Genomic DNA, 25,618 nt, shown 5'->3' with positions numbered 1-25,618 from the left:
AGGGGTTATTTTTGCCTTTGCGCAACTTCAAGATGATGTGACAGGGAAAAAGAAGCCGGCAGCGGGCAAGGCATGCCACCCACAAACGCAAGCGCTGCATCGGCCAGCCGATGGGCAAGGCCAAAACTCACCTTGAAGCCGCCCGTCAAAGCAATGACATGGGCAAAATCAGGATGGGGTCCGACCATCGGATCACGGTCGATGGCCTTGGGGCGAAGGCCCGCCCAGCGTTCCACAACCTGCGCATCATGAAGTTTTGGCGACAGCGCCCGCGCCTTTTCGATCAGCTGGTCCAGCAGCACATCGGTGGAGTGGGGGTCGTCGAACATTTCCTCGCTGGTACTGCCAACCGCCACATGTCCTCCCTCGTGGGCCACGACATAAAGGCCGTTGAGGAAGAGCACCGGCAGACCCGGATCGATATCCGCCTTCAGGAGTGCCGCCTGCCCTTTCACCGCGCTGCCGAGCGGACGAATAAGAGGCTGGCGCCTTGTGCCCAGTTGCTGCAGGAGCGGAAAGGAGCCCGGCCCGGCGGCGATGATGGCATGGCCAAAAGCGATCGTTTCACCGGTGGAAAGCTGCGCCAGCCGCCCCTCCAGCCGCTCGACTCGAACGCCATCGAGCCGGCGCACATGCCGCCCGGCATCAACAGAATTGACGAGCGCTGCCGTCAGCCGGCGCGGCGAAATGCGCGCGGCAAATGTATCCTCGACTACGCCGCAGGGGGCGGCATCCGGCGACAGCCAGTCCGGCTGCGGCGGCCGGTCCAGCACGTTCCAGAAAAACTGCCGGTCGGGTGCCTGCCAATGGGTTTCGGCCATTTTCGAATGGCCTTCGGCAAGGCTGCGCAGATGCGGTTTCGGCAGCGGGATCAGCCGGCCGCAGCGCGCATAACCGCAGGACAAGCCCGTCTCGGCTTCCAGACGGAAAATTTCGTCTTCCAACGCCAGCAGCGCATCGAACTGGAACTGTTTCTTCTCGTTGAAACGATCCGGCATATGCGGCATCAGCGCGCCGAGAAGGCCGCCGCTTGCACCCGATGCGGGGTGATCCTGATCGATCAGCAGCGCCCTTATGCCCAGCCGCTCGGCCTTCACCGCCGCCCAGAGCCCCATGATACCTGCGCCGACGATCAAGAGATCGACATGTCCAGGCGTTGTGGTGGCCGGGTTTGCGGATTGACCGGGGATGAAGACGGGACTATCGGCTTTTGTCATGAAAGACTGGCCCCTTGCAGATCCTGCGTCAGATGCCGAGATGACAGACACACATGTGGACTTGGCGCTTCAATGGCGCGAGGGCGATATGCCCTATTCAAGCCAGTTTGGCGATCATTTTTATTGCCAGACCGATGGCCGGCTGGAATGCGGCCATGTGTTTCTGGCCGGAAACGGCCTGCCGGAGCGCTGGGCAGAGGCGCAGACATTTCGCATCGGCGAGCTGGGTTTCGGCACCGGCTTAAATTTTTGCGATACTTTTCGGCAATGGAAGCTCTTGGCTCCCGAAAGCGCCAGCCTGCATTTCACCTCGTTCGAGCTATACCCGATGGCCGGCTGCGACATCGACCGGGCGCTTGCCCACTGGCCACAGATCGATGAGGAGCGAAAGGCGCTCATTGCCCGGTGGCCGGATGTCTGCCAAGGCAGCATCACGCTGCAACCTGCAGACAATGTTTCCCTCACGGTGATCTGCGGTGCGGCGGAAAGCACGGTGCCCCTGATGGCGGCCGATGTCGATGCCTGGTTTCTCGATGGCTTTGCGCCGTCGCGCAATCCGGCCATGTGGTCACCGCACCTGATGCAGGCGGTGTTTGACAAGACAAGGCCCGGCGGAAGCTTTGCCACCTATGCGGCTGCCGGCTTCGTGCGCCGCAACCTGCAGGCCGCCGGTTTTATCGTCAACCGCTCACCGGGTTTTGCCGGCAAGCGCGAAATGCTCTCAGGCACCCGCCCCGCCTGAACAGTTATCGTCAGCCGCGCGAGGCCTCGCTGCCATGGCGGTTGATGCGCCATCGGCCGATCTTGGCTTCCAGGATCTCCGGGCTGATCGGCTTTGACAGGTAATCGTCCATGCCGGCGGCAAGGCAGAGATCCCGGTCGCTTTCCAGCGCATGGGCCGTGACACCGACGATCGGCACATGGCCACCCTCTTCCGCCTCGATTTCACGGATGCGGCGGCTCGCCTGATGGCCGTTCATCACAGGCATCGACACATCCATCAGGATGAGCGCCGGCTTTTGCGCCTTCCAGGCCTCCACCGCCTCGGCGCCATTGCCGACGATGCGAAAACGCAGGCCCGTGGCCTGCAGGATCTGGGTGAAGACGATCTGGTTGACGTCATTGTCTTCGGCCACCAGCACGTCGAGCAGGCCCTCGCGCTCGGCCGGCATGTCGATGATCATGCGCGACATCACGCCGGGTGCCGCCGATGCAACGGCTTTGACCGGCGCCGGGGATGTCTCTCTCCGCGGCGTCTCTCCCTGCTGCGTCTCGGCCAGCCGGCGCTCCTGGCGGCCGGTGCGCACCACTTCGGCAATGGTTGAGCGCAGAAGATGCGCGCGCGCCGGCTTCATCAGATGCGCCTGGATGTTCAGCGTCTGGAAGGCCTGTTCGCTGCTTGCCGTATCCATCGAGGTCAGAAAGATGATGGCAAGATCACGAAGCGCCGGATCGTTGCGGATTTCGGCGGCCACATCGAGCCCGCTCATTTCCGGCATATGATAATCGAGAATGACGGCATCGACGGTGACGCCCATGGCAGCGGCGCCCCGCAGCACGGCCAGTCCTTCCATGCCGTTTTCCACGGCAACGGCATCGAACTCCCAGAGAGACAGCTGCTCAGAGAGAATCTGGCGGTTGACCCGGTTGTCGTCGATCACGAGGATGCGCGCGCCACGAATGCTGGCTGTCGAGGCCTCCGGGAGGATGCGCCGGGCGCCGATGGCCAACGGCAGGGTGACGGTAAACACCGATCCCTTGCCATGGACACTTTCGACGCCGATCGTGCCGCCGAACAGCTTGACCAGCCCTGCCGTGATGGCAAGGCCAAGCCCGGTTCCCTCGTAACGGCGGGTGGAGGATGTATCGACCTGCGAAAACTTGTCGAAAATCGTCTTCAGCTTGTCATCGGGAATGCCAAGGCCGGTATCCTCGATGCGGATCGTCAGCGATACAGTCGCCTCATCGACCACATCGGACACCACCTCGATGAGGATATGGCCCTTTTCCGTGAATTTCACCGCATTGCCGACGAGATTGGTCACAATCTGGCGAAACCGGCCAGGATCGCCCACAACCGTATAATGGTTGGAGGCCCCCCGCACGAGAAGCTCGATGTCCTTGTCGGCTGCCGAAGACGATAGCAGCGTCGCCACATCCTCGATGGCGTCCACCGGATCGAAACTTGCCTTGCGCAGCGTCATCTGCCCGGCATCGATCTTGGAGAAATCCAGGATGTCGTTGATGATGGTCAAAAGCGCATTGCCGGATTTGACGATGATATCGGTAAACGTCTTCTGGCGCGTATCGAGATTGGATTTGGCCAGAAGTTCGGCCATGCCCAGCACGCCGTTCATCGGGGTACGGATCTCGTGGCTCATATTGGCCAGAAACTCGGATTTTGCCCGGTCGGCGGATTCGGCGCGGTCCAGCAGCCGTTCCAGTTCACGTTCGCGCTGGCGCACATCGGTGACGTCATTAAACACGGCAAGCCAGTTGCCATTGCCGCTGAGGTTCATCTCCACGTCGATCCAGCAGATATCCTCGATGCAGAGCGAGGCGGAAAAGCCCTTGCCCTCCGTCTCCATCGTCTGCCAGTAGCGAAAGGTATCTTCCGCCTGTTCCGGCGAGCCGAAATCGCCGCGGGCTGCCATATAGGCAAAAACGGCCCGCCAGGGTTTTCCCGCCTGCACGAGACCCGCCGGCACCTGCAGGATCGCAGCCAGTGCCTCGTTGGAAAACACCACTTTGCCTTCGCGCAGGATCAGCAGGCCTTGCGACATCACGCTGGTCGCATCCTGCATCATGGCGCCGTGCTGTTCGAGGGCCGCGCGCGCCTCCTGCACTTCCTGCTCGCGCCGGCGCATGGCGGTGGTATCAATATAGCTCAGCAGCATCTTGTCGTCAGACAGATGCTCGCGCGACATGAGAAGCGTGCGGCCCTGGGCGGTGCGCAGCTCGATCGGCGAAAAATCGTCCGGGCTGGTCAGCACCGCAATGCGCGCATCGTAGAAAGCATCGAAACTTTCATCGCCCTGGCCATAGATACCCGCGTCGTAACTGCCGCGCAGGAAATCCCGGTATGACTGGCCTGTCAGGCCACCTCCGGCCGCCCCATCGCCGCCGAGCAGTTCGTGAAAGGTGCGGTTTGCATATTCGAAGGCGTGATTGCGATCGAGGATGGCAACGCCGACCGGCAGCGAATCCAGAATGGCCTGCACTTCAAGATGCAGCCGCTCGGCCTCCTGCTGGGCCTTGCGCACCAGAGAGACATCGGTGATGGAGCCAACCACGTAAGGCTCGCCTGCCGGTGACGAAATCCGTGCAAGCCGGGTGATGGCTGCAATCGTCGTTCCTTGCGCAAGCGGAATATCCTCCGTCTTTTCGATCGAACCGCCTTCAGCCAGAAGCTGGTCATTCTCCCGGCGGAAACGGTCGGCAGCGCCCGGAAACATTTCTTCTTCCGTGAGGCCGATCAGGTCGGCGCGCTCCTTGCCAAGCATCGCCTCATAGGCGGCATTGGCATAGATCAAGCGGCGCTGGCTGTCGCGCAGGAACACGGCCACCGGCAGGTCTTCGAAGGCGGCACGAAAGATCTCGGCCTCCTCGATCTTCTTGCCGAGGCGGATTTCCTGCACCTTGTATTCGGTAACATCCAGCCGCAGCATGATCAGCCAGCCATTGTCCAGCCGGCGGTTGACGCTACGCATCCAGCGCCCGTCGGCCAGCGGCTCCATCGCCTGCCAGCTCTGAAGATGCAGGATGCGCCTGCGCTCTTCAAGCCATTCGCGGCGCCGGTCGCTGGCAACCGCGGCGTCGTCTGCCACCTCAGCCGTATGATCATAAACCTGCTCGATCAGCCGATCGAGCGTCTGGCGGGGCGAGAGAGTGGCGCCCAGGCTTTCAAAATACTGCGCCAGCGGCGTGTTATGATAGAGAAGCTCGTCGGTTTCGCTGAAAATGCCGATACCGGCATCCAGCAGGTCCAGCGCCGTGCCGAGCATGTCAAGGCTCACCTGTCCGCGCGCCAGGCCACCTTCGTCATCGACCGCGCCTTGCGGCAAGGCCGGCTCTGCTCCCACCGGGAAAACAGCAGAGGCCACAGGCTCGAAAATCCCAAACAGATAGGCTTGGTCATCATCGGTGACGAAACGTTCGATGCGCAGTTCATGGCGCAGCGTCCCGGCGGCATCCCGGCACAACGCCACCTCGTCACTGCCGAAGACCAGCGCCCGACGCTCTTTGTCCAGACCCGCCTCATCTTCGAGCGACAGCGCAAGATCGGACGTGACAAGACCCGGAAAATCCGCCCGCTCGGCACCGCACAGGTGCGCATAGGCATCGTTGACGGCTACATAACGCAGCATCCCGTCCTTGATGAAGGCCGGTACGTCGAGATCGTTGATCCTTTCGCAGGCCCGCTGCAGAAGTTCACTATCGCTACTCACCCGATCCCCCAACGAACCGCCACACTGACACCACCGCCCATGATTCGCACCATGATGCATCAAACCGGAACTTGAGCACCACTATGGTTAACAAACTGTTTCTGGGCCGGCATGGAGCAGCAACGGAAAGGCTGATGCGATCCTGAGGGCCCGACAACACCGGAAACAAGCCGCCCACTTAGAGCCACCAATCCGCCACCGTTTCGCCACAGTACCCGCTGACCGCGCCGAAGCCGCCCACATGTTCAACTTCCGGCTTTCGCCAGATGAACGGATGTTCAGACTTATCCTTTTGTTTTTCCTTTAATTTGCCGCGATCTGGGATGATCTTGAGGATGTACCCGATAAGGATCAAACGGGTGAAAGGAACAAAGCCATGTCAGTTCTGAAGAAGAGTTTTACTGCGGGTCTTGTCGCGCTCTCGCTGACCAGCGCGCTGATCGCAACTGCCCCTGCTGCCGAAGCGCGGGATCATTTCTGGGCAGGCGTTGCTGCCGGCACCGTGGGCGGCCTCATCGGTGGCGCGATCGCTTCGCAGCCGCGCGGACCCGTCTATGAAGAACGCATCTATGATGCACCTCCCCCGCCTCCGCCGCGCCAGGTGGTTTATGAGCGGACCTATTATCGCGAAGCGCCGCGTCCGCGCTGCCATTTCGAATGGCAGGAAAACGAATGGGGCGATGCCTACCGGGTCCGCGTCTGCCCGGCTTACTGACAGCAGTCGGCAACGGCGGCATGTGGGCGGGCGGTCGCGGCTGACCCTCATCAGCCGATAAAATCAAGGAGCCCGCGTCGATCTCGACGCGGGCTCTTGACTTTAAAGCGTAAAAGACGCACATGCAGCATCAGCTTTCACCTTCCGGCCGCCGCGTGAGCTGGCCCTGCGACGAGAATATTCGCGAAGAAGGAACAAGGCGCTCTTATCAGGCCCAAGAGGCCAGCGCTGGGAAGCAATTTCCACTGACAAGTTCCCACTTCACGCGGGGTTCTTGACGCCAGAAACAGACCGGACGGCATGGTGCCGCACCGGCATACGTTTTTGGCGCCCCGAAAAGGTATTCGACTTGACGAATTTCCACGAGCTTGGTTTGACCAAGCAGCTCGTTGCCGCCGTTATCAGCCTTGGCTACGAGACCCCGACGCCGATCCAGGCGCAGGCCATTCCGCTTCTGCTCGAAGGCCGCGACATGATCGGCCTTGCCCAGACCGGCACCGGCAAAACCGCAGCTTTCGGCCTTCCCCTTATTGAAATGCTGCTTAAGGAACAGAAGCGTCCTGATAACCGCACCACCCGCACGCTGATCCTTGCCCCGACGCGCGAACTGGTGAACCAGATCGCTGCCAACCTGAAGAGCTACGTACGCAATACGCCGCTGAAGATCAATTCCGTCGTTGGCGGCGCCTCGATCAACAAGCAGCAGATGCAGCTGGAAAAGGGCACCGACATTCTGGTTGCCACCCCCGGCCGCCTGCTCGACCTGATCAGCCGCCGCGCCATCGGCTTGACCGCCGTGCGTTACCTGGTGCTCGACGAAGCCGACCAGATGCTGGATCTCGGTTTTGTGCATGACCTGCGCAAGATTTCCAAGATGGTGCCGGCCCGTCGCCAGACCCTGCTGTTTTCGGCCACCATGCCGAAGGCAATCGCCGACCTCGCCGGCGACTTCCTGAAAGATCCGGTCAAGGTCGAAGTCAGCCCTCCGGGCAAGGCTGCCGACAAGGTTGAACAGTATGTTCACTTCGTCAACGGCAAGAACGACAAGACCGAGCTTCTGAAGGCTTCGCTGGAAAAGAACCCGGATGGCCGCGCCATGGTGTTCCTGCGCACCAAGCATGGCGCTGAAAAGCTGTTCAAGTACCTCGAACACCTGCAGTTCAAGGTTGCCTCCATTCACGGCAACAAGAGCCAGGGCCAGCGCGAACGCGCACTGAAGGCTTTCCGTGACGGCGAAATCCGCATTCTCGTCGCAACCGACGTTGCCGCCCGCGGCATCGATATCCCGGGCGTGACGCATGTGTTCAACTACGACTTGCCGGAAGTCGCCGACGCCTATGTCCACCGCATCGGCCGTACCGCCCGTGCCGGCCGTGATGGCATTGCGATTGCCTTCTGCGCACCGGATGAAACGCGTCTGCTGCGCGACATTGAGCGCCTGATGAACATCGAGATCACCGTTGCCTCCGGCGAACGCCCGACGGTGCTGGCAAGCCCTGCCCGCTCCAGCGGCAAGCCCGCCCGCAGCGGCCCTGCCCGCAACGGCGCCGGTCGTGGCCGTCCTGAAGGTGGTCGTCCTGAAGGCGGACGTGGTGAAGGCCCGAGCCGTGGCCGCGCCGAAAACCGTCCGTCGCGCCGTCCGCGCACGCCGGAAGGCGCTGCCCTTTCGGCCCGTGGCGAGGAACTGGGCGAACGCTCCTTCCGTGGCCAGCGCCGCAACGAGGAAGCTCCGCGTTTCGAAGCCGACAATGATCTTGCCTCGACCTCGGATTTCCGCGCGACGAAGAAGCCGGCCGGTGGCCGTCCCGATGGTCGCCCGGCCCGCAACGGCGAACGCAAGGGTGGCCATGCCGCCCACGGCGCCCATGAGCCGGCAACCCAGCGCACGGCCCGCACCGGCCAGGGCCGTCCCGGCCAGAAGCCGGCCGGCAACGGCGGCCCGGTCAAGTTCGGCGGCGAAGGTCGCACGGGTGGCCAGGGTGGCCGCACGCGTGACCGCGCCTAATCTGCCTCTGGCACAGCTCCAATGACCTCGGCCCGCCCCTTTCTCTAAGAAGGGGCGGGCTTTTTTGTTTCGTGAAAGCGTTGATCTCGGCGCAAACGGCAGGACACATTCAACGCTGCACCTTGCTGGCGCTGCCGTTCCAGCAAGGCTGGTCTGGACTGGTCTTCCACCGGAGGATGAATCTCCCTGAAGCGTCGTGACCATTCTGCGGGCTTATATGCGGACTTTCTTGAGTGCCGTTAACTTGTGCAGGGGTACGAAAAGGCCTGTGCATTTTCTGGCCAACTGCAATCTTTTGAAAGACTTGCCAGCGTTGGTCTGCCAGCGGACATTCCGCTCAACGCATTTTAGCGGATCCTTGCATGGACGGCATCATTGGGGAACCCGACCCTTGCGCGGCGGCCTGGCGCATCTTTCATCGCCCGTCTTCGTCCATTTGAATTAAATCAACGCGGACTGTGCATGGTTCTTGCATTGCCATCGGCGTTGTACTCTTATGGTCAAAAACCGGGGACGCACCATTGGCATTCGATGAAATGTTGACTGCGGATAACAATCCGCGACCGCCTTACCAGACTTACCAGGAGTGGTATGCAAGCCAGGATCCGGCTCATCTCATCCAGAAATCGAGAGACGCGGAAAACATCTTCCGCAAGACCGGCATTACCTTTGCAGTCTATGGACATGCGGATTCGTCCGAGAAGCTGATCCCCTTCGATATCATTCCGCGCATCATCGCCGCCCGCGAATGGCGCAAGCTGGCGCAGGGCATCGAGCAGCGCGTGCTGGCGCTCAACGCCTTCCTCGATGACATCTACCACAAGCAGGAAATCATCCGGGCCGGGCGCATTCCGCGCGAACTGATCGAGAAGAACGTTACCTTCCTGCCGGAAATGATCGGCTTCAAGCCGCCCGGCGGCGTCTATACCCATATCGTCGGCACCGATATCGTGCGCACCGGCGAAGACCAGTTCTACGTGCTGGAAGACAATGCCCGCACGCCTTCCGGCGTCTCCTACATGCTGGAGAACCGGGAAACCATGATGCAGATGTTTCCCGAACTGTTTTCGCAAAACAAGGTGCAGCGGGTCGAGGACTATCCCTATCTTCTGCGCCAGTCGCTGGCGTCACTGGCGCCTCCCGGCTGCAAGGGCCGCCCGCGCGTGGCCGTCCTCACGCCCGGCATCTACAATTCCGCCTATTACGAACACTCGTTCCTCGCCGACACCATGGGCGTGGAACTGGTGGAGGGATCGGACCTGCGCGTCATCGACGGCAAGGTGAAGATGCGCACCACCCGCGGTTATGAAGCCATCGACGTACTTTATCGCCGCGTCGATGACGATTATCTCGATCCCCTGACCTTCCGGCCAGATTCGGCGCTCGGCATTCCCGGCATCATGGATGTTTATCGCTCCGGCAATATCACCATTGCCAATGCGCCGGGCACCGGCATCTGCGATGACAAGGCGATCTATTCCTACATGCCTGAAATCGTCGAGTTCTATACCGGCCGCAAGGCGCTTCTGGAAAACGTGCCCACCTGGCGCTGTTCGGAGGCCGACAGCCTGAAATACGTGCTGGAGCATCTGGAAGAGCTGGTGGTGAAGGAAGTGCATGGCTCCGGCGGTTACGGCATGCTGGTCGGCCCGACCGCCTCCAAAAAGGAACGTGCCGATTTTGCCGAAAAGCTGAAGGCGCGCCCGTCCAATTACATCGCCCAGCCGACACTGTCGTTGTCGACCGTGCCGATCCTCGTCAACAAGGGCATTGCGCCGCGCCATGTGGATCTGCGCCCTTACGTACTGGTGTCGGACAAGGTGAAGATCATTCCGGGGGGCCTGACCCGCGTGGCGCTGAAGCAGGGCTCGCTGGTGGTAAACTCCAGCCAGGGCGGCGGCACCAAGGACACCTGGGTACTGGAAGATTGAGGGCGTAAAATGCTGGGAAGAACTGCCAACGGCCTCTACTGGATGTTCCGTTACATCGAGCGTGCCGAAAACATCGCCCGCCTCATCGATGCGGGCCTTCGGGTCTCGCTGACGCGGGCCGGCTCCTCCGACGAGGATTGGGACGGCGTGCTGCAAAGTGCCGGCGTGCGCGATGCCTATGCGACCGTGCATGATACGATGACGGCGGCCAACGCCATCGATTACCTGCTGCGCGATACGTCCAACCCGTCGAGCGTCATGTCCTGCATCGATTCAGGCCGCAACAATGCCCGCATGGTGCGCACGGCGCTGACGCGGGAAACCTGGGAAGCGACCAACGAATGCTGGATCGAGTTGAAGCAGCTTTTGTCCCGCAAGGTGAAACCTGCCGATCTGCCGGAAGCGATCGACGTGATCAAGCGGCGCGCCGGCCTCATCCGCGGGGCCTTCCACGGCTCGATGCTGCGCAACGATCTCTATAATTTCTCGCGCATCGGCACGTTTATCGAGCGGGCGGACAATACCAGCCGCATTCTTGACGTGAAATATTACGTGCTGCTGCCGGCGATCAGCCAGGTTGGCTCGTCGCTCGACAATTTCCAGTGGGAATCCATCCTGCGCTCGGTTTCGGCGCATCGCTCCTATGGCTGGGTCTATGACGGCGAATACAAGCCGTCGAGCATTGCCGATTTCCTCATCCTCAACGTGCGCATGCCGCGCTCGCTGGCCTATTGCTACGAAAAGATCGTCAGCAATCTGCATTATCTGGAAGAGGATTACGGTGAGCGCCACACGGCGCATGATACCGCCGCCTCGATCAAGACCATGCTGAAACGTGGCTCGATTGCGGATGTGATGGACCAGGGCCTGCATGAGTTTCTGGAAGATTTCATCAACCGGAACAACAAGTTGAGCGCCGAAATTTCAGAAGGCTACCGCTTCTATCAATAAGCGGAGCGGGGGTACGGTCATGCGTTTGAAAATTTCTCACACGACAGAATATCGTTACGACGAGCCGGTGGCCTATGCGCTGCAGCGGTTGCGCCTGACGCCGCTTGGTGGCTCGACGCAAAAGGTCATCGACTGGGCAATCACCGTGGATGGCGCCAAGGTGGAAGCCGGTTATGCCGACCAGTTCGGCAACCGCGTCGAACTGGTTTCCATCGAAGGCGGGGCGCACACCATCCGCATCACCGCATCGGGTGAGGTCGAGACGATGGACAAAGCGGGCGTGCTCGGTCCCCATACCGGCTTCGTGCCACTCTGGCTTTATCTGCGCGATACGCCGCTCACAAAACCCGGCAAGCTGATCCGCGAGCTTGCCCGCTCGCTGAAGGGCGACAGCGAACTTGCACAGATGCACACGCTGATGGAGACCATCCACGAGACGGTGGCTTACCTGCCCGGCTCAACGGATGCACAAACCACGGCCGAGGAGGCGCTGGAGGCAAAATCCGGCGTCTGCCAGGATCACGCCCACATCTTCATCGCCGCCGCCCGCGTGGCCAAACTGCCGGCCCGTTATGTCTCCGGTTATCTTTTGATGGAAGGACAGACCGAACAGGTGGCAACACATGCCTGGGCGGAAGCCCATATTCCGGGGCTTGGCTGGGTGGGCTTTGATGCTGCCAACAAGATCTGCCCGGATGACCGCTATGTGCGCGTGGCAACCGGCCTCTGCTATCAGGACTGCGCCCCGGTCTCGGGCATGCGCATCGGCCCCGGCACGCACGGCGAGAACCTCACCGTTTCGCTCACCGTAAAACCCGCAGACGGGCAGATGCAAAGCCAAAGTTCTGGGCCAGCACCGGCACAAGAGGATCAGGCGCAAGCCTGAGTTTTTGACACGATTGTAGACAGACCATGATGAGAGACCGGTGCCCCTCAGCACCGGTTTTTTCTTTTCGACGACGACGCCCCCTGACCCTTCCGTAGCAGCCGTGCCGGGTTTTTCGCCGTCCGGCAGGCTTGGCTTAAGGCAGGCCCCATGGCCTTCGTTTTGCCTTGCTTAATGCATGGTGCAGGGCCTTGCCTGAGACAAAGCGCAGATTTTCGATTTTCACCTATTGGATCTCGCCGGTGCCGGGATCCATAAGCTCCGCGCCATGCCCCTGTGTTTTTATGTCCGGCACGCATGGACAAGGCGAGACAGGCAATCGGGATCACGCAATGCTGTTCGGACGATCGGTTTTCCAGACCATACTCACCCGACTTGACGTGGAGGCGCCGGACGAGATCCCAGCCACGCCGCCATCCTACCGCGTGGCGGGCCTCACCAGCGGCTTCGTCATGCCCTCAGGCGCCGCTGAAGCCAGCGATATCTCGGGATTTGACGATCCGTACCGCGCCATGCTCGACCAGTTCGACGCTGGCGCAAAAGAGCCGCCGGCAATGCCAGAGCGCCAGCCAGCATCAAAAACCCACGAACCACCCGTCATGCCCCCGCATCTTGCACGCCTTGGCGAAGAGGAGGTGGCGGAAGACCTCGGCATCTTGCCGACCGACAGCCCCGAAACCCTTGCCGAACGCCGCCGCACCTTTGCCCGCCACAACCACCCCGACAGCGTCGACGCCGTGTTTCGCGACAAGGCCAACACCCGCATGATGCTCGCCAACATGCTGATCGACCGGGCGCTGCACCTTGCCACGCTGCGCTGACGCAAATATCTACCGCACGCAGCCAGAGCACCACACCCCTCCCCGCCTGCTAATGCCTACTGCCTACTGCCTATACGGCCCCGACAATCCGCCAATCTTTCAACCCCATGCAAAGTTTTCTGCCTTTTGCCGATTGCTGACGCCCGCGACCTTTGTTATGAACCCTGCACCGGCACGAACAGTGCGTCACGCATCGGTTCGCAGAAGCACCCGTAGCTCAGCTGGATAGAGTGTTGCCCTCCGAAGGCAAAGGTCACTGGTTCGAATCCAGTCGGGTGCGCCATTTCAACAAACAACCGCGAACCGCAGACGCTTTCGCAAAGGAAGTCTAAAATTTCCCCGTACGCAGACATCTGAGCGCTTCGGCAACGAGATCGCGCGTAAACTGGTGCGCCGGGGCCTTGTCGCTGGCGGCGTGCCACATCAGCATCAGTTTTGCGGGTGCAAGGCAGATCTCTTCGGGAAGCGGCCTGACGGACAGGTTGAAATGCTCGGCGAAACGTTCCGCCACCTGGGTGTGGACTGTGGCGATCATCGGGGCTTGAGACACGATAGAGGGCACCGCCAGCAGGTGGGGCGTTCGCAGCGCAATCTGCGGCCACACATCCAGACGTTCCAAAGCGTTCAGCACGGCGTCTCCATCTGCCCCCTCGACCACCAGCATCGGATAACGCCTGTAGTCGTCCAGCGTCATCACATCGCCGATTGCGACCAGGGCCGCATTAAAAACCGTATGATACCCTTCGTGATAGATCACCCGTTGCTTATGGTAGCTTCGTCCCCCGGCAAAGGTGCCGATGACAAGATCAAAGCCCCCCATCTCCAGACCATCGGCGACATCGACCCCGTCTATGGGGATCAATTTGAGTGAAACGCCGGGCGCCTTTTCCAGCAGCAAGGCCGAGACGGCTGGAACGAGGATGGCTTCGGCGCTGTCGGTGACGCCCAGTCGAAAGGACATTTGCGCTGTTGAAGGATCAAAGGGCATTTGCTCTTCAAACAGCATGCGGATCTTGCGCATGGTGGCGCGAAGCTCGACTTCGAGACTGATGGCTTTTGCCGTCGGCACCATGCCGCCCGCACTTCGCACCAGCAATTCATCCCCCAGCAGGCCTCGAAGACGCGCCAGATTATGGCTCATGGCGGGCTGGCCAAGAGAAAGCCGCCGCGCCGCGCGCGACACGTTCTTTTCCTCCAGAAGGGCCTCCATCGCCACCAGCAGGTTGAGATCGATTTTGGAAATATCAACCATGTCAATTCCGCCCATCATCTAGATCGATTTGATTGATGATGAGCATGGCGTATTTTTGGGGTCAAGCAACGAATTTTTCCGGAGGAAATCGCTCATGACCCACTCAATATCCCGTCGCAGCCTTCTCAAAACTGCCCCGGCCGCCGTGGTCGGAACCACGTCCGCTGCCCTCCTGAGCCGTCCGGGTGCGGCGCAGGCGGCGTCGGTTGCCCACCCCAGCTCGAACCGCGACGCGTACGGGGACTGGAGCGCCGTCACATACCTTTCCCTGGAGTGCCAGAAGCAGCGCACTGCGAATGAGGAGGCCGTGCGCATCACCCCTTATGCGGCCTTTCTCGATACGGATCTCTCGGTCCCCTCGGCGGCTACGCAGGCCATCCAGTTCGGACAGCTTAACCCCAGCGAGGTGCCTTCGCCGAGCGCGCAGAACCTCAACCGCCTCATCGATCCGTCCTTCAAGACGAAAGACAACGGTTATGCCGTTCTTGGTGGCCAGATGGCCTATGCGCAAAGCCGCATCGTTATGCCCGGCGTAACCACCGACATGTTCAAGTGGTGGTTTACCTGGCATCCCGTCGAAAAAGAGCGCTACATGCTGTGGTTTCCGCAGGCGCATATCGATACCAGCGTTGCGGACCCGGCGCGCCTGAAGGATACCTCGCTCAGCTACGAGAAGCGGCTCTTCAACAATCCCAATCGGATCCAGGAATGGATCGGCCCGAGCCGCCTCGACGCCATCATCCATTTTGCCGAGCCGGCGACGCTCGGCTTCGACGCCCAGGCCCTGGCACGGGAAGGTTTTACCGCAAGCGCCAGCGCCGTCTGCTACGCAACGCCGGCACCCGATATCCCGTTCACGCTGATGGTCCATATCGCCCGCGATACAAGCGCCGGCATGGAACTCTTCAGCCGATACTGGATCGGAGCCCATGCGGACATGGCACGTTTTGCCAATGCGGAGAAGGCGCCGGCCATGCTGCAGCATATCGGCTTCAACGAACAGGTTGCGGAAATGACGGCCTATGAAATGTCGGTTCACGACATGACGGAGTTCAACCATCTCGCACGCATCCTGCCCGGCATTCATCAAGCCTTCAGCTGAAGAGAGGGCGATGGCTAACCTTGGCCATAAGCGCTTCGATCAGAAGAGGGCTATCGCGTAGACATAGCTCTCTTCTTCGCCCGGCGCAGCGAGCAAAATGCCGCCCATTGCCGCCGATATCAGGTGCGGTCAGCCTTCATTGGCAATTCTGACTGCCATGTCGAGCAGGACCTTCGCACCGGCCGTGACCTGATCCGGGTCGCACCATTCCTTTTCGCTGTGGGAGATGCCGTCCTTGCAGGGCACGAAGATGATGGCCGTCGGGCAGAGATGATGCATCGACAAGGCATCATGCGAGGTCAGTGTCGGCAGCATCATCGACGTGTAGCCGAGTTGCCGAGCGGTATCGATCACCTGGCCGGAAAGTTCCGGCGAGAGATCGATCCGCTGGCGGTAGTGAGCGGTTGTCGCGTCGATGGTAAGGCCTGTTTCCTCGGCAATCCGTCGTGCCGCCGCCTCGATCCGTGCGATGATCTTTGCGCGCCCCTCTTCCGTCGCATGGACGGCAACGTAAGAGAGCTTGGACAGGTGGGGAATGTTGACGCGGTTGTTCGGCCAGTTGCGGATCACGGTGGCGCTCACCATGCCTTCCGGCTCGTTGTCCGCCCCGATCGCTTCAATCTCGAGAATGAGTTTTGCCGCGCCAACCAGGGAATTTCGGCGCTTCGACATCGCAGCCGTCTGGGAATGACCGTTCTCGCCGTTGATGTCGATAAAGCCGCTGCATCCCCAGGAACTGTTGGAAACGGCGGCAATCATCGCGCCTGCCTTTTCCATCTCCGGTCCCTGCTCGATATGCAGTTCGAGATAGGTGTGTACTGGGCGACCGCCGACCGGCAGCGCGCCTGCATAACCGATGCGCGCCAGTTCATCGCCAAGCAGCGTTCCGGCTTCATCCCGGCACTGCAAGGCCTGATCGAGCGGCAGAAGTCCCGCAAACACGCCCGAGCCCATCACCCCCGGCTGGAAACGTGCGCCCTCCTCATTGGTGAAATTGGCGATCTCGATCGCCCGTCTCGTGGTCACCCCGGCTTCGTTCAGTGCGCGAGCCACAGCAATCCCGGCCAGCACGCCCAAGACGCCGTCGAACTTGCCGCCCGGCGTCTGGGTGTCGAGATGGCTGCCGATCATCAATGGCGGCAAAGACGGATCGCTCCCTTCCCGCCGCGCAAACATGTTGCCAATCGCATCGACGGTGACCAGCAGGCCGGCCTCCTGCGCAAAGTGGCGAAACAGGTTGCGCGCCTCGCGATCCGCATCGGACAGCGCCGGACGATAACTGCCGCCGCCGGGCGTTGCGCCGATCGCTCCGATGGTCATGATATCGGCCCAGAGGCGGTCAGTGTCGATCTCAGGCGATGCAGTCATGGACTTGTCCTTTCACAATCCGGGGCAGCAGCAGCGGGTGAGATCAGGTCGTCTCGTGCAGCACGTCTTCCAATGTCTTCAGGAAGATATCGGCATGCTCCTTGCCGAAAGGCAGCGGCGGGCGGATCTTCAGCGTGTTGCCATGGATGCCGGCAGCGCTGATCAGCACACGGCGCTCGCGCATACGGTTGACGACGGCAAGCGACAGCGCGCCATCGGGTTCGCGGCTTTCACGATCCTTGACGAACTCGAGGCCAAGGAAAAGGCCGGCACCGCGCACATCACCAATGACGTCAAATGTCTGCTGCAGCTTGCGCATCCCCTCCAGCATATAGGTGCCGGTCGTGTCTGCATTGCGCATCAGGTCCTCGTCGCGGATGATGTCGAGAACGGCATTGGCGGCGGCAATGGAGACGTGGTTGGCGCCAAAAGTGTTGAAATAACGGATGTCCCGGCCGAAACGCTCCTGCACCTCGCCCTTCATCACCACAGCTGCAATCGGCAGGCCGTTGCCCATGGGCTTGCCCATCACGGCGATATCGGGAACGATGCCGTGGCGCATGAAACCCCACATATGCGATCCCGTACGGCCAAATCCCGGCTGCACCTCGTCTGCGATATAAAGCGCACCGGCCTGATGTACGACGTCCAGCGTCTGTTTCAGAAAGCCGGCCGGCTCCGAAAAAATCCCGTCGGTCGAAAAAATGCTGTCGGCGATGAAGGCGGCGGGCTTGATGCCACGACGCACCATGAAGGCGATCGCCTTGGACACCTCTTCGGCAAAGGCCTCGCCGACATCCCGACCGTCGGCGCGATAGGCATCCGGTGCCGGCACGGTGATGACATGCATGCCGAGCGGCATATTCGGGCCAAGCGATGGCGAGAGCGACGCGGTCACGCTCGTTGTGCCGTGATAGGCATTTTCGGTGATGATGATGCCGGTGCCGCCGGTATAATAACAGGCAAGCCGGATCGCGAGATCCACCGCCTCGCTGCCGGTGCAGCAATACATCACGCGGTCGAGGTCATCGGGAAAGGTCGCGAGCAGCTTTTCGGAATAGTCGAGGATCTTTTCGTCAAGATAGCGCGTGTGCGTGTTCAGCACTGCCGCCTGTTCGGTCATCGCTGCGACCACGCGCGGATGGCAATGGCCAACCGAGGGCACGTTGTTATAGGCGTCGAGATAGGCATTGCCATCGGGATCGTAGAGCCAAACACCTTGCGCGCGCACCAGATGCAGCGGGTTTTCGTAAAACAGCCGATAGGATGGCCCAAGCATCGCCTGGCGCCGCTCGATCATCAAGCGCTCCCGCTCCGGCAGGCTGCCGAGACGCGCGGCATCAAAGCCGTTGATCATTGTGGTGGCGGGCTTGGTCATGGTTCTCATCCCCTGGGAAGGCGGCAGGCGGCGGCAAGGCGCGCCATGGCATCGTCTTTTGAAATTGCGTCCAGCCGGGCGAACTGTTGCCAGACGGTCGGGCTATTGCGTGTGTAGAGTTCCCGATGGTCCGGAAACAGTTTGCTGCGCCATTCGGGTATCGCAAGCCGCATCACCATGCGTGTGACGACAGCCGGATAAAGCAGCGAAATCTCGTGGTCGGACAGCGTCTTTTCCGTGCTGTAACCGCGCAGAAAATCACACATCGCCTCAATGGGGTCTTTCGCATCGCCCATCTGATAGGCGGCCCCCACGGCGACATCGAACAGAACCGGCGCATGCACCATGTCGCCGAAATCGATGATGCCGCTGATCGTGTCCGGATCGTCCGCGCTGACGAGGATGTTTTCCATGTTGAAATCGTTATGAACGACCTGCGCCGGCAGGTCCGCCATGCGCGGCGCGATTAGGTGTTGGAAGTCATCCATGCCGCGCTCGAGCCGGGCACGCTGGCCTGCATCATCGAAGGCGCCGAAAAGGTCACGAATGCCCGCGGCGTGTTTCATGTCCCAGGTGATGCGGTGGCCTGCCGCCTCATGCGAAAAACCTGCCAGTGCCTTCTGCATGCGGCCGAGCAGCACACCAACGCGAAAACGCTGGAGCGCCGACTGCGGCTGCGATTTCTGGGAGACACCGGGCACAAAGGTGACCATGCGCACGCCGCGCGTGCCACCGTCGTCATCGGTCATGCGGAAGTCCGCCTCGCCGTCCAGCGTGCGGATGATCCTCTGGATCGGAATGCCGGGGTCGGCGGCTTCCACATGCAACAGTGCCTGGCTGTGCATGCTGGTCATCGCCGGGGGCTCGGCCGGGTTGAGCACCTTGAAGAGATAGTGCGTGCCGTTGTCGAGCGTCAGCCGGTAATTGCTGTCCTTCTCGCCCCAGAGCCATTCGGCCTTGCCGACGAGCCCGTATTTTTCCCGCGCGATACGCTCGGCCTGGTCAGGCGGCACGGCTGTCACGCCCGTTTCCAGCTCTGCGCCAAGCCCGCCTGCCACCTCTTGGCTTGCCATGGAGGCCATCTGTTTTATCCCGGTGCTGCTTAAAATGATGGGGATGCGACGGCAGAAAGCCTCCGCATCTTGGTTTGGTTCAGGCGACCCGCGGTGCGTTGAGAAGGTCTTCCGGATAGGCCGCCTGGTAGGCAGCAGCCAACGTCAGCACGATATCGTCGCGGTAACGCGGCCCGACGAACTGCAGGCCGATCGGCAGACCGCCAGCATCGAAACCGCAGGGCACCGAGACGGCCGGCTGGCCGGTCATGTTGAACGGATAGGTGAAGGGCGACCAGTCGGACCAGTCCTTGCCCTCGATGCCGCCTGGAAAATCGACGCCCGCCTCGATCGCCGTCACCGGCATGGTCGGCAGCATCAGGGCGTCATACTTTTCATGGAACAGCGCCATCGTCACCTTGAGATCGGCACGCACCTGTTCGGCCGCCACATAATCGCGGGCGGTGTAGGCGCAGCCCTTCTCGTAGATCCGGATAAGACCCGGATCCATCAGCCGCCTCTGCTCGTCAGTCGGATTGACCAACTCGACGGTTCTCGCCTCTGCCGCATACCAGAGCGCCAGCAGCGCGTCCTGCGGATTGGAGAAACCGGGATCGACCTCTTCGATGATCGCCCCCATATCGGCCAGACGCTGTGCGGCGCGCTCGACGGCGGCGGCAACATCCGGCTGAACCTGCGCATAACCGAGATTGCGGCTATAGCCGATCTTCAACCCCTTGACGCTGGCGGCCTTGATCGCCGCGCGCCAATCCGGCACCGGTGTCGGGCAATAACCGTACATCGCCCTCGGCGTCGGCCCGGTCGTTGCATTCATGAACAATGCGGCATCCTCGACGGTGCGGGTGAGCGGACCGCGATGGGCAAGTTCGAAAAGCGCCGTTGGTGTGTCGGAGGGTATCCAGCCATAGGTCGGCTTGATCCCGAACGTGCCGGAGAAGGAGGCGGGAATACGGATCGAACCCGCACCGTCGGAGCCCTCGTGCAGCACGCCCATGTTAAGCGCCGCGGCAACCGCTGCCCCGCCGGACGAGCCGCCCGATGCGCGGTCGGTGCGCCAGGGGTTCAGCGTATTGCCGAAGGCCGGACCGTGCGTCACACCCTTCCAGCCGAATTCGGGCGATGTTGTTGTGCCGAGAATGGTGACACCGGCGCCGCGCAGGCGTTCCATGATCAGGAACTCCTTGTCCGACGGGGTCGTGGCGCCCAGCGCTGAACCCCGGCGCCACGGAATGCCCTTGACCGGCGTCAGTTCCTTGATCGTGGTCGGCGCGCCGTCGATGGGCGAAAGCGGCTCGCCCTTCTTCCAGCGCGCTTCGGAGGCTTTCGCTTCTGTGAGCGCCAGCTCCGGCACCACATAGGCAAACGCGTTGACGCTCGGATTGAACCTCTCGATCCGCGCAAGCGACGCCTTTGCCGCTTCGACCGGAGACGCCTTGCGCGCGGCAAACAGCTCGGACAGCTGGGCTGCGGTCATCTCGCCGAGATCCGTTTTTTCCATCATGCTCATGTCATTTCCTCGAAATGAATTACGCGCGTGCAGCCTGAACCTTGTCGAGCGCACGGCTGACGGCTGCAAACATCTCGTCGATCTGCTCGGCGGTGATGATCATCGGCGGGCAGAAGCAGATGGCCTCGGCAATGTTGCGCACGATCAGGCCTTCCTCCTCGCAGGCGGCGGACACGGCGGCAGCCGCATCACCGGCCTTGCCATCGGCAAAAGGCTTGATTTCAAGCGCGCCGAGCAGGCCGATGCCCCGCGCAGAATGCGACACCGGATGTTTCGCAAGCTCTTCCAGACCGGCGAGAAACTGCGCTTCCAGGCGGGCGACATTGCCCACGAGATCACGCTCCTGGATGATCTTCAGGTTTTCCAGCCCGACCGCGGTTGCAACCGGATGGCCGGACGCCGTGTAACCATGGCCGAACACGCCGATACGATCCGATTCATCGGCGATCGGCTGGTAAAAATGGTCGTTCATGATGATTGCCGACAGCGGCATGTAGGAGGACGAGATCTGCTTCGACACGACGAGCACATCCGGCGTAATGCCGAGCGTCTCGCAGGCGAACATCTTGCCGGTGCGCCCGAAGCCGCAGATCACCTCGTCGGAGACGAGCAGGATGTCGTATTTTTTCAGGATCGCCTGAACGCCGGCCCAGTAGCCATCCGGGGGCACAAGAACGCCACCCGCGCCGATCACCGGCTCGCCCCAGAAGGCGGCGATCGTCTCCGGGCCCTCCTTCAGGATCAGATCCTCGAGATCCTGAAGAATACGTTTGGTGAACTCCGCTTCGCTTTCGCCCTCAAGACCAAAATGGACGTAGGACGGGCAGGACGTGTGGAGCATGCGGTCGAGCGGCAGGTCGAAACTCTCATGGTTGCGCGGCAGGCCGGTGAGCGATCCGGAGGCGATGGTGACGCCATGATAACCCTTGATGCGGCTGATGATCTTTTTCTTGTCTTTCTTGCCGAGCGCGTTGGAACGATACCAAACCATCTTGACCGCGAGATCATTGGCCTCCGAGCCGGACGAGGTGAAATGCACCTTGGACATCGGCACGGGCGCGATCTTGATCAGCATTTCGGCCAGATCAATCGACGGGCCATGGGTCTTGTAGGAGAAGGTGTGGTAATAGGGCAGCTTCGCCATCTGGGCCGTGGCAACGTCCACCAGCCGCTTTTCGCCAAAACCGAGCGCCACCGACCACAGGCCGGCCATGCCCTCGATATAGCGCTTGCCATGGCTGTCGGTCACATAGATGCCGTCACCGCTCTCGATCACCAAGCCGCCCTGCTTCTCATATTTGCGCAGGTTCACGTTCGGGTGCAGCTGGTAGGCCATGTCGCGACCTTCCATCGAATTCGGCATGATCGTCATCGGTTTTTCTCCATTGAGCGGTTCGGGCTGTCATCGGCCCAATTGATGGTGACGTGAGACGGCATCAGGCCGTCATCAGCGCTTCCTTTGCCCGACCGGGAATGGCCTCGATCAGGCTTTTCGTGTAGGCGTGCCGGGGGGTCTCGAAGATCTCGCTCCCCGTCCCGAGTTCGACAACCTCTCCCTGCCGCATCACCATCACCCGGTCGCAGATCTTGGCTGCGACACGCAGATCATGCGTGATGAAAACGAGGGACAGGTTGAGATCCTTTTTCAACTGGGCAAGCAGTTCCAGAACCTGCGCCTGGATCGACACGTCGAGCGCGGAAACTGCCTCGTCGGCGATGATGATCTCCGGTTCCAGCGCCAAGGCCCGGGCAATGCCGATGCGCTGCCGCTGGCCGCCCGAAAATTCGTGCGGAAAGCGATCAGTGCCTCTCGGATCGAGCCCCACCATTTCCATCAGTTCTGCCGCCCGCGCCAAAGCCTGTTTCGTATCCTGCCCATAGGCAATCGGCCCCGAGGCAATGATGCGCCCCACCTTCTCACGCGGATTAAGCGACGAATAGGGATCCTGGAAGATCATCTGCATGCGTCGGCGCATGGCCCTGAGTTCAGCACCTTTCAGATGCGCCATGTCCTGGCCGCCGAGCAGGACACGTCCACCATCGGGGTCCTGCAGCCGCACAAGGCAGCGCCCCACCGAGGATTTGCCCGAGCCGCTTTCGCCGACGATACCGAGCGTTTCGCCGCGTCCGAGCGTGAAGGACACATCCTTGACGGCATGAACGTCGCGGGCCTTTGAAAACAGCCCGCCGCCCATCCGGTAGATTTTTGAGAGTTTCTCCACCGCAAGCAGCGGTTCGCGGATTTCAACGCTTGGGGCCGCCTGACCCGGCCGCGGGATCGCCGCGATCAGCTTTTTCGTATAGGGATGCTGCGGCGAAAACAGCACCTCTTCGACAGTCCCCTGCTCCACGATGCGGCCGAACTGCATGACCGTGACATAGTCGGCGATTTCGGCCACGACACCGAAATCGTGGGTGATGAACATCACCGCCATGTTGCGCTCTTTCTGAAGCTTGGCGATGAGTGTGAGGATCTGCGCCTGCGTTGTCACGTCAAGCGCGGTTGTCGGTTCATCGGCAACAAGCACGTCCGGTTCGAGCGCAAGCGCCATGGCGATCATCACACGCTGGCGCTGCCCGCCGGACAACTGGAACGGATAGCTTTCGGCGGCCCGCGCCGGATCGGGCAGACCAACTTCCGTCAGCAGGGAGAGCGCTTTTTGTCGGCGCTCGCGGGGTGTCAGAAGGCCATGCGCCTCGAACACCTCCTCGATCTGCGCCGAGACCTTCATCAGCGGGTTGAGCGCCGACATCGGTTCCTGGAATACCATGGCCACCCGACGCCCCCGGATGGCGTAAAGCGCATCCGCCGGCATCCGGACCAGGTCTTCGCCATCCAACAGGATGCGACCCTGTGCGATCCTGACCGTATCGGGCAAAAGTCCCATCAGCGCATTGGCCGACATCGACTTTCCCGAGCCGCTTTCTCCGACCACACAGAGCATTTCGCCGGGAAACAGCTTGAAGCTGACGCGGTCGACGGCAAAGGCCCGGTCGGCACCATCAGGCAGTGCTATGCTGAGCTTGTCGATGAAGACGACCGGCTCGCCGCGTCCCTCTTCCTTCAGCGCACCCGGATGAATGACGGCATCCATTGCAGGAGTGTCTGCCATGATTACTTTCCTTTGCGCGCAAGACGCGGGTTGAGGGCATCGTTCAGCCCCTCGCCGACAAGATTAAGCGCCAGAACAGTCAGGAGGATCGCGAGACCGGGAAAGAAACTGACCCACCAGGCCTGCCGGATCACCGTGCGGCCGGCCCCGATGATATACCCCCAGGACATGATGTTGCGGTCGCCAAGGCCGAGGAAGGACAGCGAGCTTTCGATGAGGATTGCCGCCGCCACCATCATCGAGGCCAGCACGATGATTGGCGAGAGCGTGTTCGGCAGGATCTGCCGCCAGATGATCGTCGCATGCGTCTGGCCCGAGAGGACGGCGGCTTCGACGAATTCCCGCGACCTCAGCGACATCACCTCGCCGCGCAGCAGGCGCGCAACGGGCGGCCAGGAGACGACAGCGATCGCGATGATGATCGAGGTGATACTGGGCTGAAAGATCGCCACCAGAACCACCGCCAGCGCAAAGCTTGGCACGCTCTGGAAAAATTCGGTGAACCGCATCAGCACGTCATCCACCCAGCCGCCGAAATAACCGGCAATGGCGCCGATCGGAATGCCGATGAGAAGCGAAACCACCGTCGAGACAAGGCCGACCAGCAGCGAAACCCGCGCCCCATGCGCAAGCCCCGCAGCAAGGTCACGCCCCATCGGATCTGTGCCAAGCACGAAGGCATCCATAGTAAACGGCGGAATGAACGGCCGCTGCACCATGGCCCAGGGCGACTTGGTGAAGATGAAGGGAGCAACGATCGACAGGACGACGACAAGCAGCAGGATGACGAGCCCGATGACAGCGCCGCGGTTTTGCGAAAAACGTTTCCAGAAATCCTTCATGACGCCACCCGGATGCGCGGATCAACGAGGCGGTAAAGCACGTCGGTGATGAGGTTGAAGAACAGGACCATGGCAGCCGAGACGACGAAGACGCCGAGCAGCAGATTGTAGTCACGCTGCGACAGGGCATCGAACATCAACCGGCCGATTCCCGGCCAGGCAAACACCGTCTCGATCAACACGGCGCCGCCGACAAGTTGCCCCGCCTGCAGGCCGGCAAGTGTGACGACCGGCAAAAGCGCATTGCGCAGCACATGACGCCGCTGGATGATGCCTGGACGCAGGCCCTTGGCCTTGGCCGTCTTGACGAAATCGAGCTGGCCGACTTCGAGCATCGCAGCACGGGTCATGCGCGCATAGACCGCCATGAAAAACAGCCCGAGCGTCATGGCCGGCAAGATGAGATGCAGGAGAATATCGAGGGAGCGACTGAGACCGGTATAGTTGGCCCCAACCGTCTCATAGCCGAAGCCTGGCAACCAGCCGAGCTGTACGGAAAACAGAAGCACCCCCATCAGCGCCAGCCAGAACAGCGGCGTCGCATAAAAGATCAGCGCCACCAGCGAGATGACCGTATCGGCCCATTTCCCCTGTCGGGCTGACGCAAAGGCTCCCGCCGTGACGCCAAGGCCCAGCGAGATGACAAAAGCCGAGAGAGACAAAAGCAGGGTCGCCGGCAGGCGCTCGCCGATCAACTGGAGCACGGGCAACTGCTGGCGGTAGGAATAACCGAGGTCGAGCTGGACCACGGAGGAGACATAGATCCACAGCTGCACATAAAGCGGCTGGTCGAGGCCGAAGCGTTCTCGCAGCTGTTGCAGGAAGGCAGGATCGGCATCACCGGCCTCCCCCGCCATGACGGACGCCGGATCACCCGGCGCCGCATGGATAAGGAAGAAGTTGAGCACGGTGATACAGATCAGGATGACGACGGCCTTCAGCAGTCGGCCTGAGATGAATCTCAGCATGAGCACGGCTCCGACTCGATTTTCCAGGTGCAGGATGAACC

General features: G+C 61.2%; 19 protein-coding genes and 1 tRNA gene. 9 read left to right on the top strand and 11 right to left on the bottom strand.

Translation table 11 applies throughout. The features are described 5' to 3' along the window. Positions 1 to 5 precede the first annotated feature (5 nt). The gene (locus AC4CWH_RS02930) at positions 6 to 1,217 is read right to left on the bottom strand and encodes an NAD(P)/FAD-dependent oxidoreductase (RefSeq protein ID WP_491320308.1); all 1,212 of its coding nucleotides are present in this window, start codon (positions 1,215 to 1,217) and stop codon (positions 6 to 8) included. Positions 1,218 to 1,257: 40 nt separating this feature from the next. Here AC4CWH_RS02930 and mnmC2 point away from each other — a divergent pair, with 40 nt between their 5' ends. Next, positions 1,258 to 1,959: a tRNA (5-methylaminomethyl-2-thiouridine)(34)-methyltransferase MnmC2 gene (gene mnmC2, locus AC4CWH_RS02925; RefSeq protein ID WP_491320307.1), complete on the top strand. Its 702-nt coding sequence runs from the start codon at positions 1,258 to 1,260 to the stop codon at positions 1,957 to 1,959. Positions 1,960 to 1,969: 10 nt separating this feature from the next. Here mnmC2 and AC4CWH_RS02920 read toward each other — a convergent pair whose 3' ends face one another. Then, positions 1,970 to 5,665 (bottom strand): response regulator, encoded by a 3,696-nt coding sequence (locus AC4CWH_RS02920; RefSeq protein ID WP_491320306.1) that lies wholly within the window; start codon positions 5,663 to 5,665, stop codon positions 1,970 to 1,972. Between the two features lie 376 nt (positions 5,666 to 6,041). Here AC4CWH_RS02920 and AC4CWH_RS02915 point away from each other — a divergent pair, with 376 nt between their 5' ends. The 7 genes from AC4CWH_RS02915 (at position 6,042) to AC4CWH_RS02885 (ending at position 13,257) form a co-directional block, all read left to right on the top strand. Continuing rightward, on the top strand, positions 6,042 to 6,380 hold the full coding sequence (locus AC4CWH_RS02915) for a hypothetical protein (RefSeq protein ID WP_491320305.1): 339 nt from the start codon (positions 6,042 to 6,044) through the stop codon (positions 6,378 to 6,380). A 349-nt stretch (positions 6,381 to 6,729) separates the two neighbouring features. Further along, positions 6,730 to 8,385 carry a DEAD/DEAH box helicase gene (locus tag AC4CWH_RS02910; protein WP_491284126.1) on the top strand — a complete coding sequence of 552 codons (1,656 nt, stop codon included), beginning with the start codon at positions 6,730 to 6,732 and terminating at the stop codon, positions 8,383 to 8,385. Between the two features lie 521 nt (positions 8,386 to 8,906). Continuing rightward, positions 8,907 to 10,316: a circularly permuted type 2 ATP-grasp protein gene (locus tag AC4CWH_RS02905; RefSeq protein WP_491320304.1), complete on the top strand. Its 1,410-nt coding sequence runs from the start codon at positions 8,907 to 8,909 to the stop codon at positions 10,314 to 10,316. A 9-nt stretch (positions 10,317 to 10,325) separates the two neighbouring features. Further along, the gene (locus AC4CWH_RS02900; RefSeq protein ID WP_491284124.1) at positions 10,326 to 11,267 is read left to right on the top strand and encodes an alpha-E domain-containing protein; all 942 of its coding nucleotides are present in this window, start codon (positions 10,326 to 10,328) and stop codon (positions 11,265 to 11,267) included. 19 nt (positions 11,268 to 11,286) lie between these two features. Next, positions 11,287 to 12,153 (top strand): transglutaminase family protein, encoded by an 867-nt coding sequence (locus AC4CWH_RS02895; RefSeq protein ID WP_491320303.1) that lies wholly within the window; start codon positions 11,287 to 11,289, stop codon positions 12,151 to 12,153. 332 nt (positions 12,154 to 12,485) lie between these two features. Beyond that, positions 12,486 to 12,974, top strand: coding sequence for a hypothetical protein (locus AC4CWH_RS02890; protein WP_491320302.1), 489 nt, complete (start codon positions 12,486 to 12,488; stop codon positions 12,972 to 12,974). A 206-nt stretch (positions 12,975 to 13,180) separates the two neighbouring features. Beyond that, a tRNA-Arg gene (locus AC4CWH_RS02885) sits at positions 13,181 to 13,257 on the top strand. 45 nt (positions 13,258 to 13,302) lie between these two features. Here the strand turns inward: AC4CWH_RS02885 and AC4CWH_RS02880 are convergent. Continuing rightward, a complete protein-coding gene (locus AC4CWH_RS02880; protein ID WP_491320301.1) occupies positions 13,303 to 14,226 on the bottom strand; it encodes a LysR family transcriptional regulator in 924 nt (307 codons plus the stop codon). Between the two features lie 94 nt (positions 14,227 to 14,320). On the opposite strand from AC4CWH_RS02880, the gene AC4CWH_RS02875 reads away from it, so the two are divergent. Continuing rightward, complete coding sequence (locus tag AC4CWH_RS02875) at positions 14,321 to 15,328, top strand: DAPG hydrolase family protein (protein WP_491320300.1); 1,008 nt, start codon at positions 14,321 to 14,323, stop codon at positions 15,326 to 15,328. A gap of 129 nt (positions 15,329 to 15,457) precedes the next feature. Here AC4CWH_RS02875 and AC4CWH_RS02870 read toward each other — a convergent pair whose 3' ends face one another. From AC4CWH_RS02870 to AC4CWH_RS02835, 8 genes are all read right to left on the bottom strand, one after another. Next, on the bottom strand, positions 15,458 to 16,696 hold the full coding sequence (locus AC4CWH_RS02870) for a Zn-dependent hydrolase (protein WP_491320299.1): 1,239 nt from the start codon (positions 16,694 to 16,696) through the stop codon (positions 15,458 to 15,460). A gap of 43 nt (positions 16,697 to 16,739) precedes the next feature. Next, positions 16,740 to 18,074: an aspartate aminotransferase family protein gene (locus AC4CWH_RS02865; protein ID WP_491320298.1), complete on the bottom strand. Its 1,335-nt coding sequence runs from the start codon at positions 18,072 to 18,074 to the stop codon at positions 16,740 to 16,742. Between the two features lie 5 nt (positions 18,075 to 18,079). Then, the gene (locus AC4CWH_RS02860) at positions 18,080 to 19,156 is read right to left on the bottom strand and encodes a phosphotransferase (RefSeq protein WP_491320297.1); all 1,077 of its coding nucleotides are present in this window, start codon (positions 19,154 to 19,156) and stop codon (positions 18,080 to 18,082) included. Positions 19,157 to 19,226: 70 nt separating this feature from the next. Continuing rightward, positions 19,227 to 20,654 carry an amidase gene (locus tag AC4CWH_RS02855; RefSeq protein WP_491320296.1) on the bottom strand — a complete coding sequence of 476 codons (1,428 nt, stop codon included), beginning with the start codon at positions 20,652 to 20,654 and terminating at the stop codon, positions 19,227 to 19,229. 19 nt (positions 20,655 to 20,673) lie between these two features. Continuing rightward, positions 20,674 to 22,026, bottom strand: coding sequence for an aspartate aminotransferase family protein (locus tag AC4CWH_RS02850; RefSeq protein WP_491320295.1), 1,353 nt, complete (start codon positions 22,024 to 22,026; stop codon positions 20,674 to 20,676). Positions 22,027 to 22,090: 64 nt separating this feature from the next. Continuing rightward, the gene (locus AC4CWH_RS02845) at positions 22,091 to 23,749 is read right to left on the bottom strand and encodes an ABC transporter ATP-binding protein (RefSeq protein WP_491321338.1); all 1,659 of its coding nucleotides are present in this window, start codon (positions 23,747 to 23,749) and stop codon (positions 22,091 to 22,093) included. A 20-nt stretch (positions 23,750 to 23,769) separates the two neighbouring features. Beyond that, on the bottom strand, positions 23,770 to 24,609 hold the full coding sequence (locus AC4CWH_RS02840; protein WP_491320294.1) for an ABC transporter permease: 840 nt from the start codon (positions 24,607 to 24,609) through the stop codon (positions 23,770 to 23,772). Beyond that, a complete protein-coding gene (locus AC4CWH_RS02835) occupies positions 24,606 to 25,577 on the bottom strand; it encodes an ABC transporter permease (RefSeq protein ID WP_491320293.1) in 972 nt (323 codons plus the stop codon). Before AC4CWH_RS02835 ends, AC4CWH_RS02840 begins: the two co-directional genes overlap by 4 nt. Between the last annotated feature and the right edge of the window lie 41 nt (positions 25,578 to 25,618).

This window comes from Neorhizobium sp. PAMB6716, from assembly GCF_058242805.1.
This window is presented reverse-complemented; position numbering and strand designations above follow the sequence as displayed.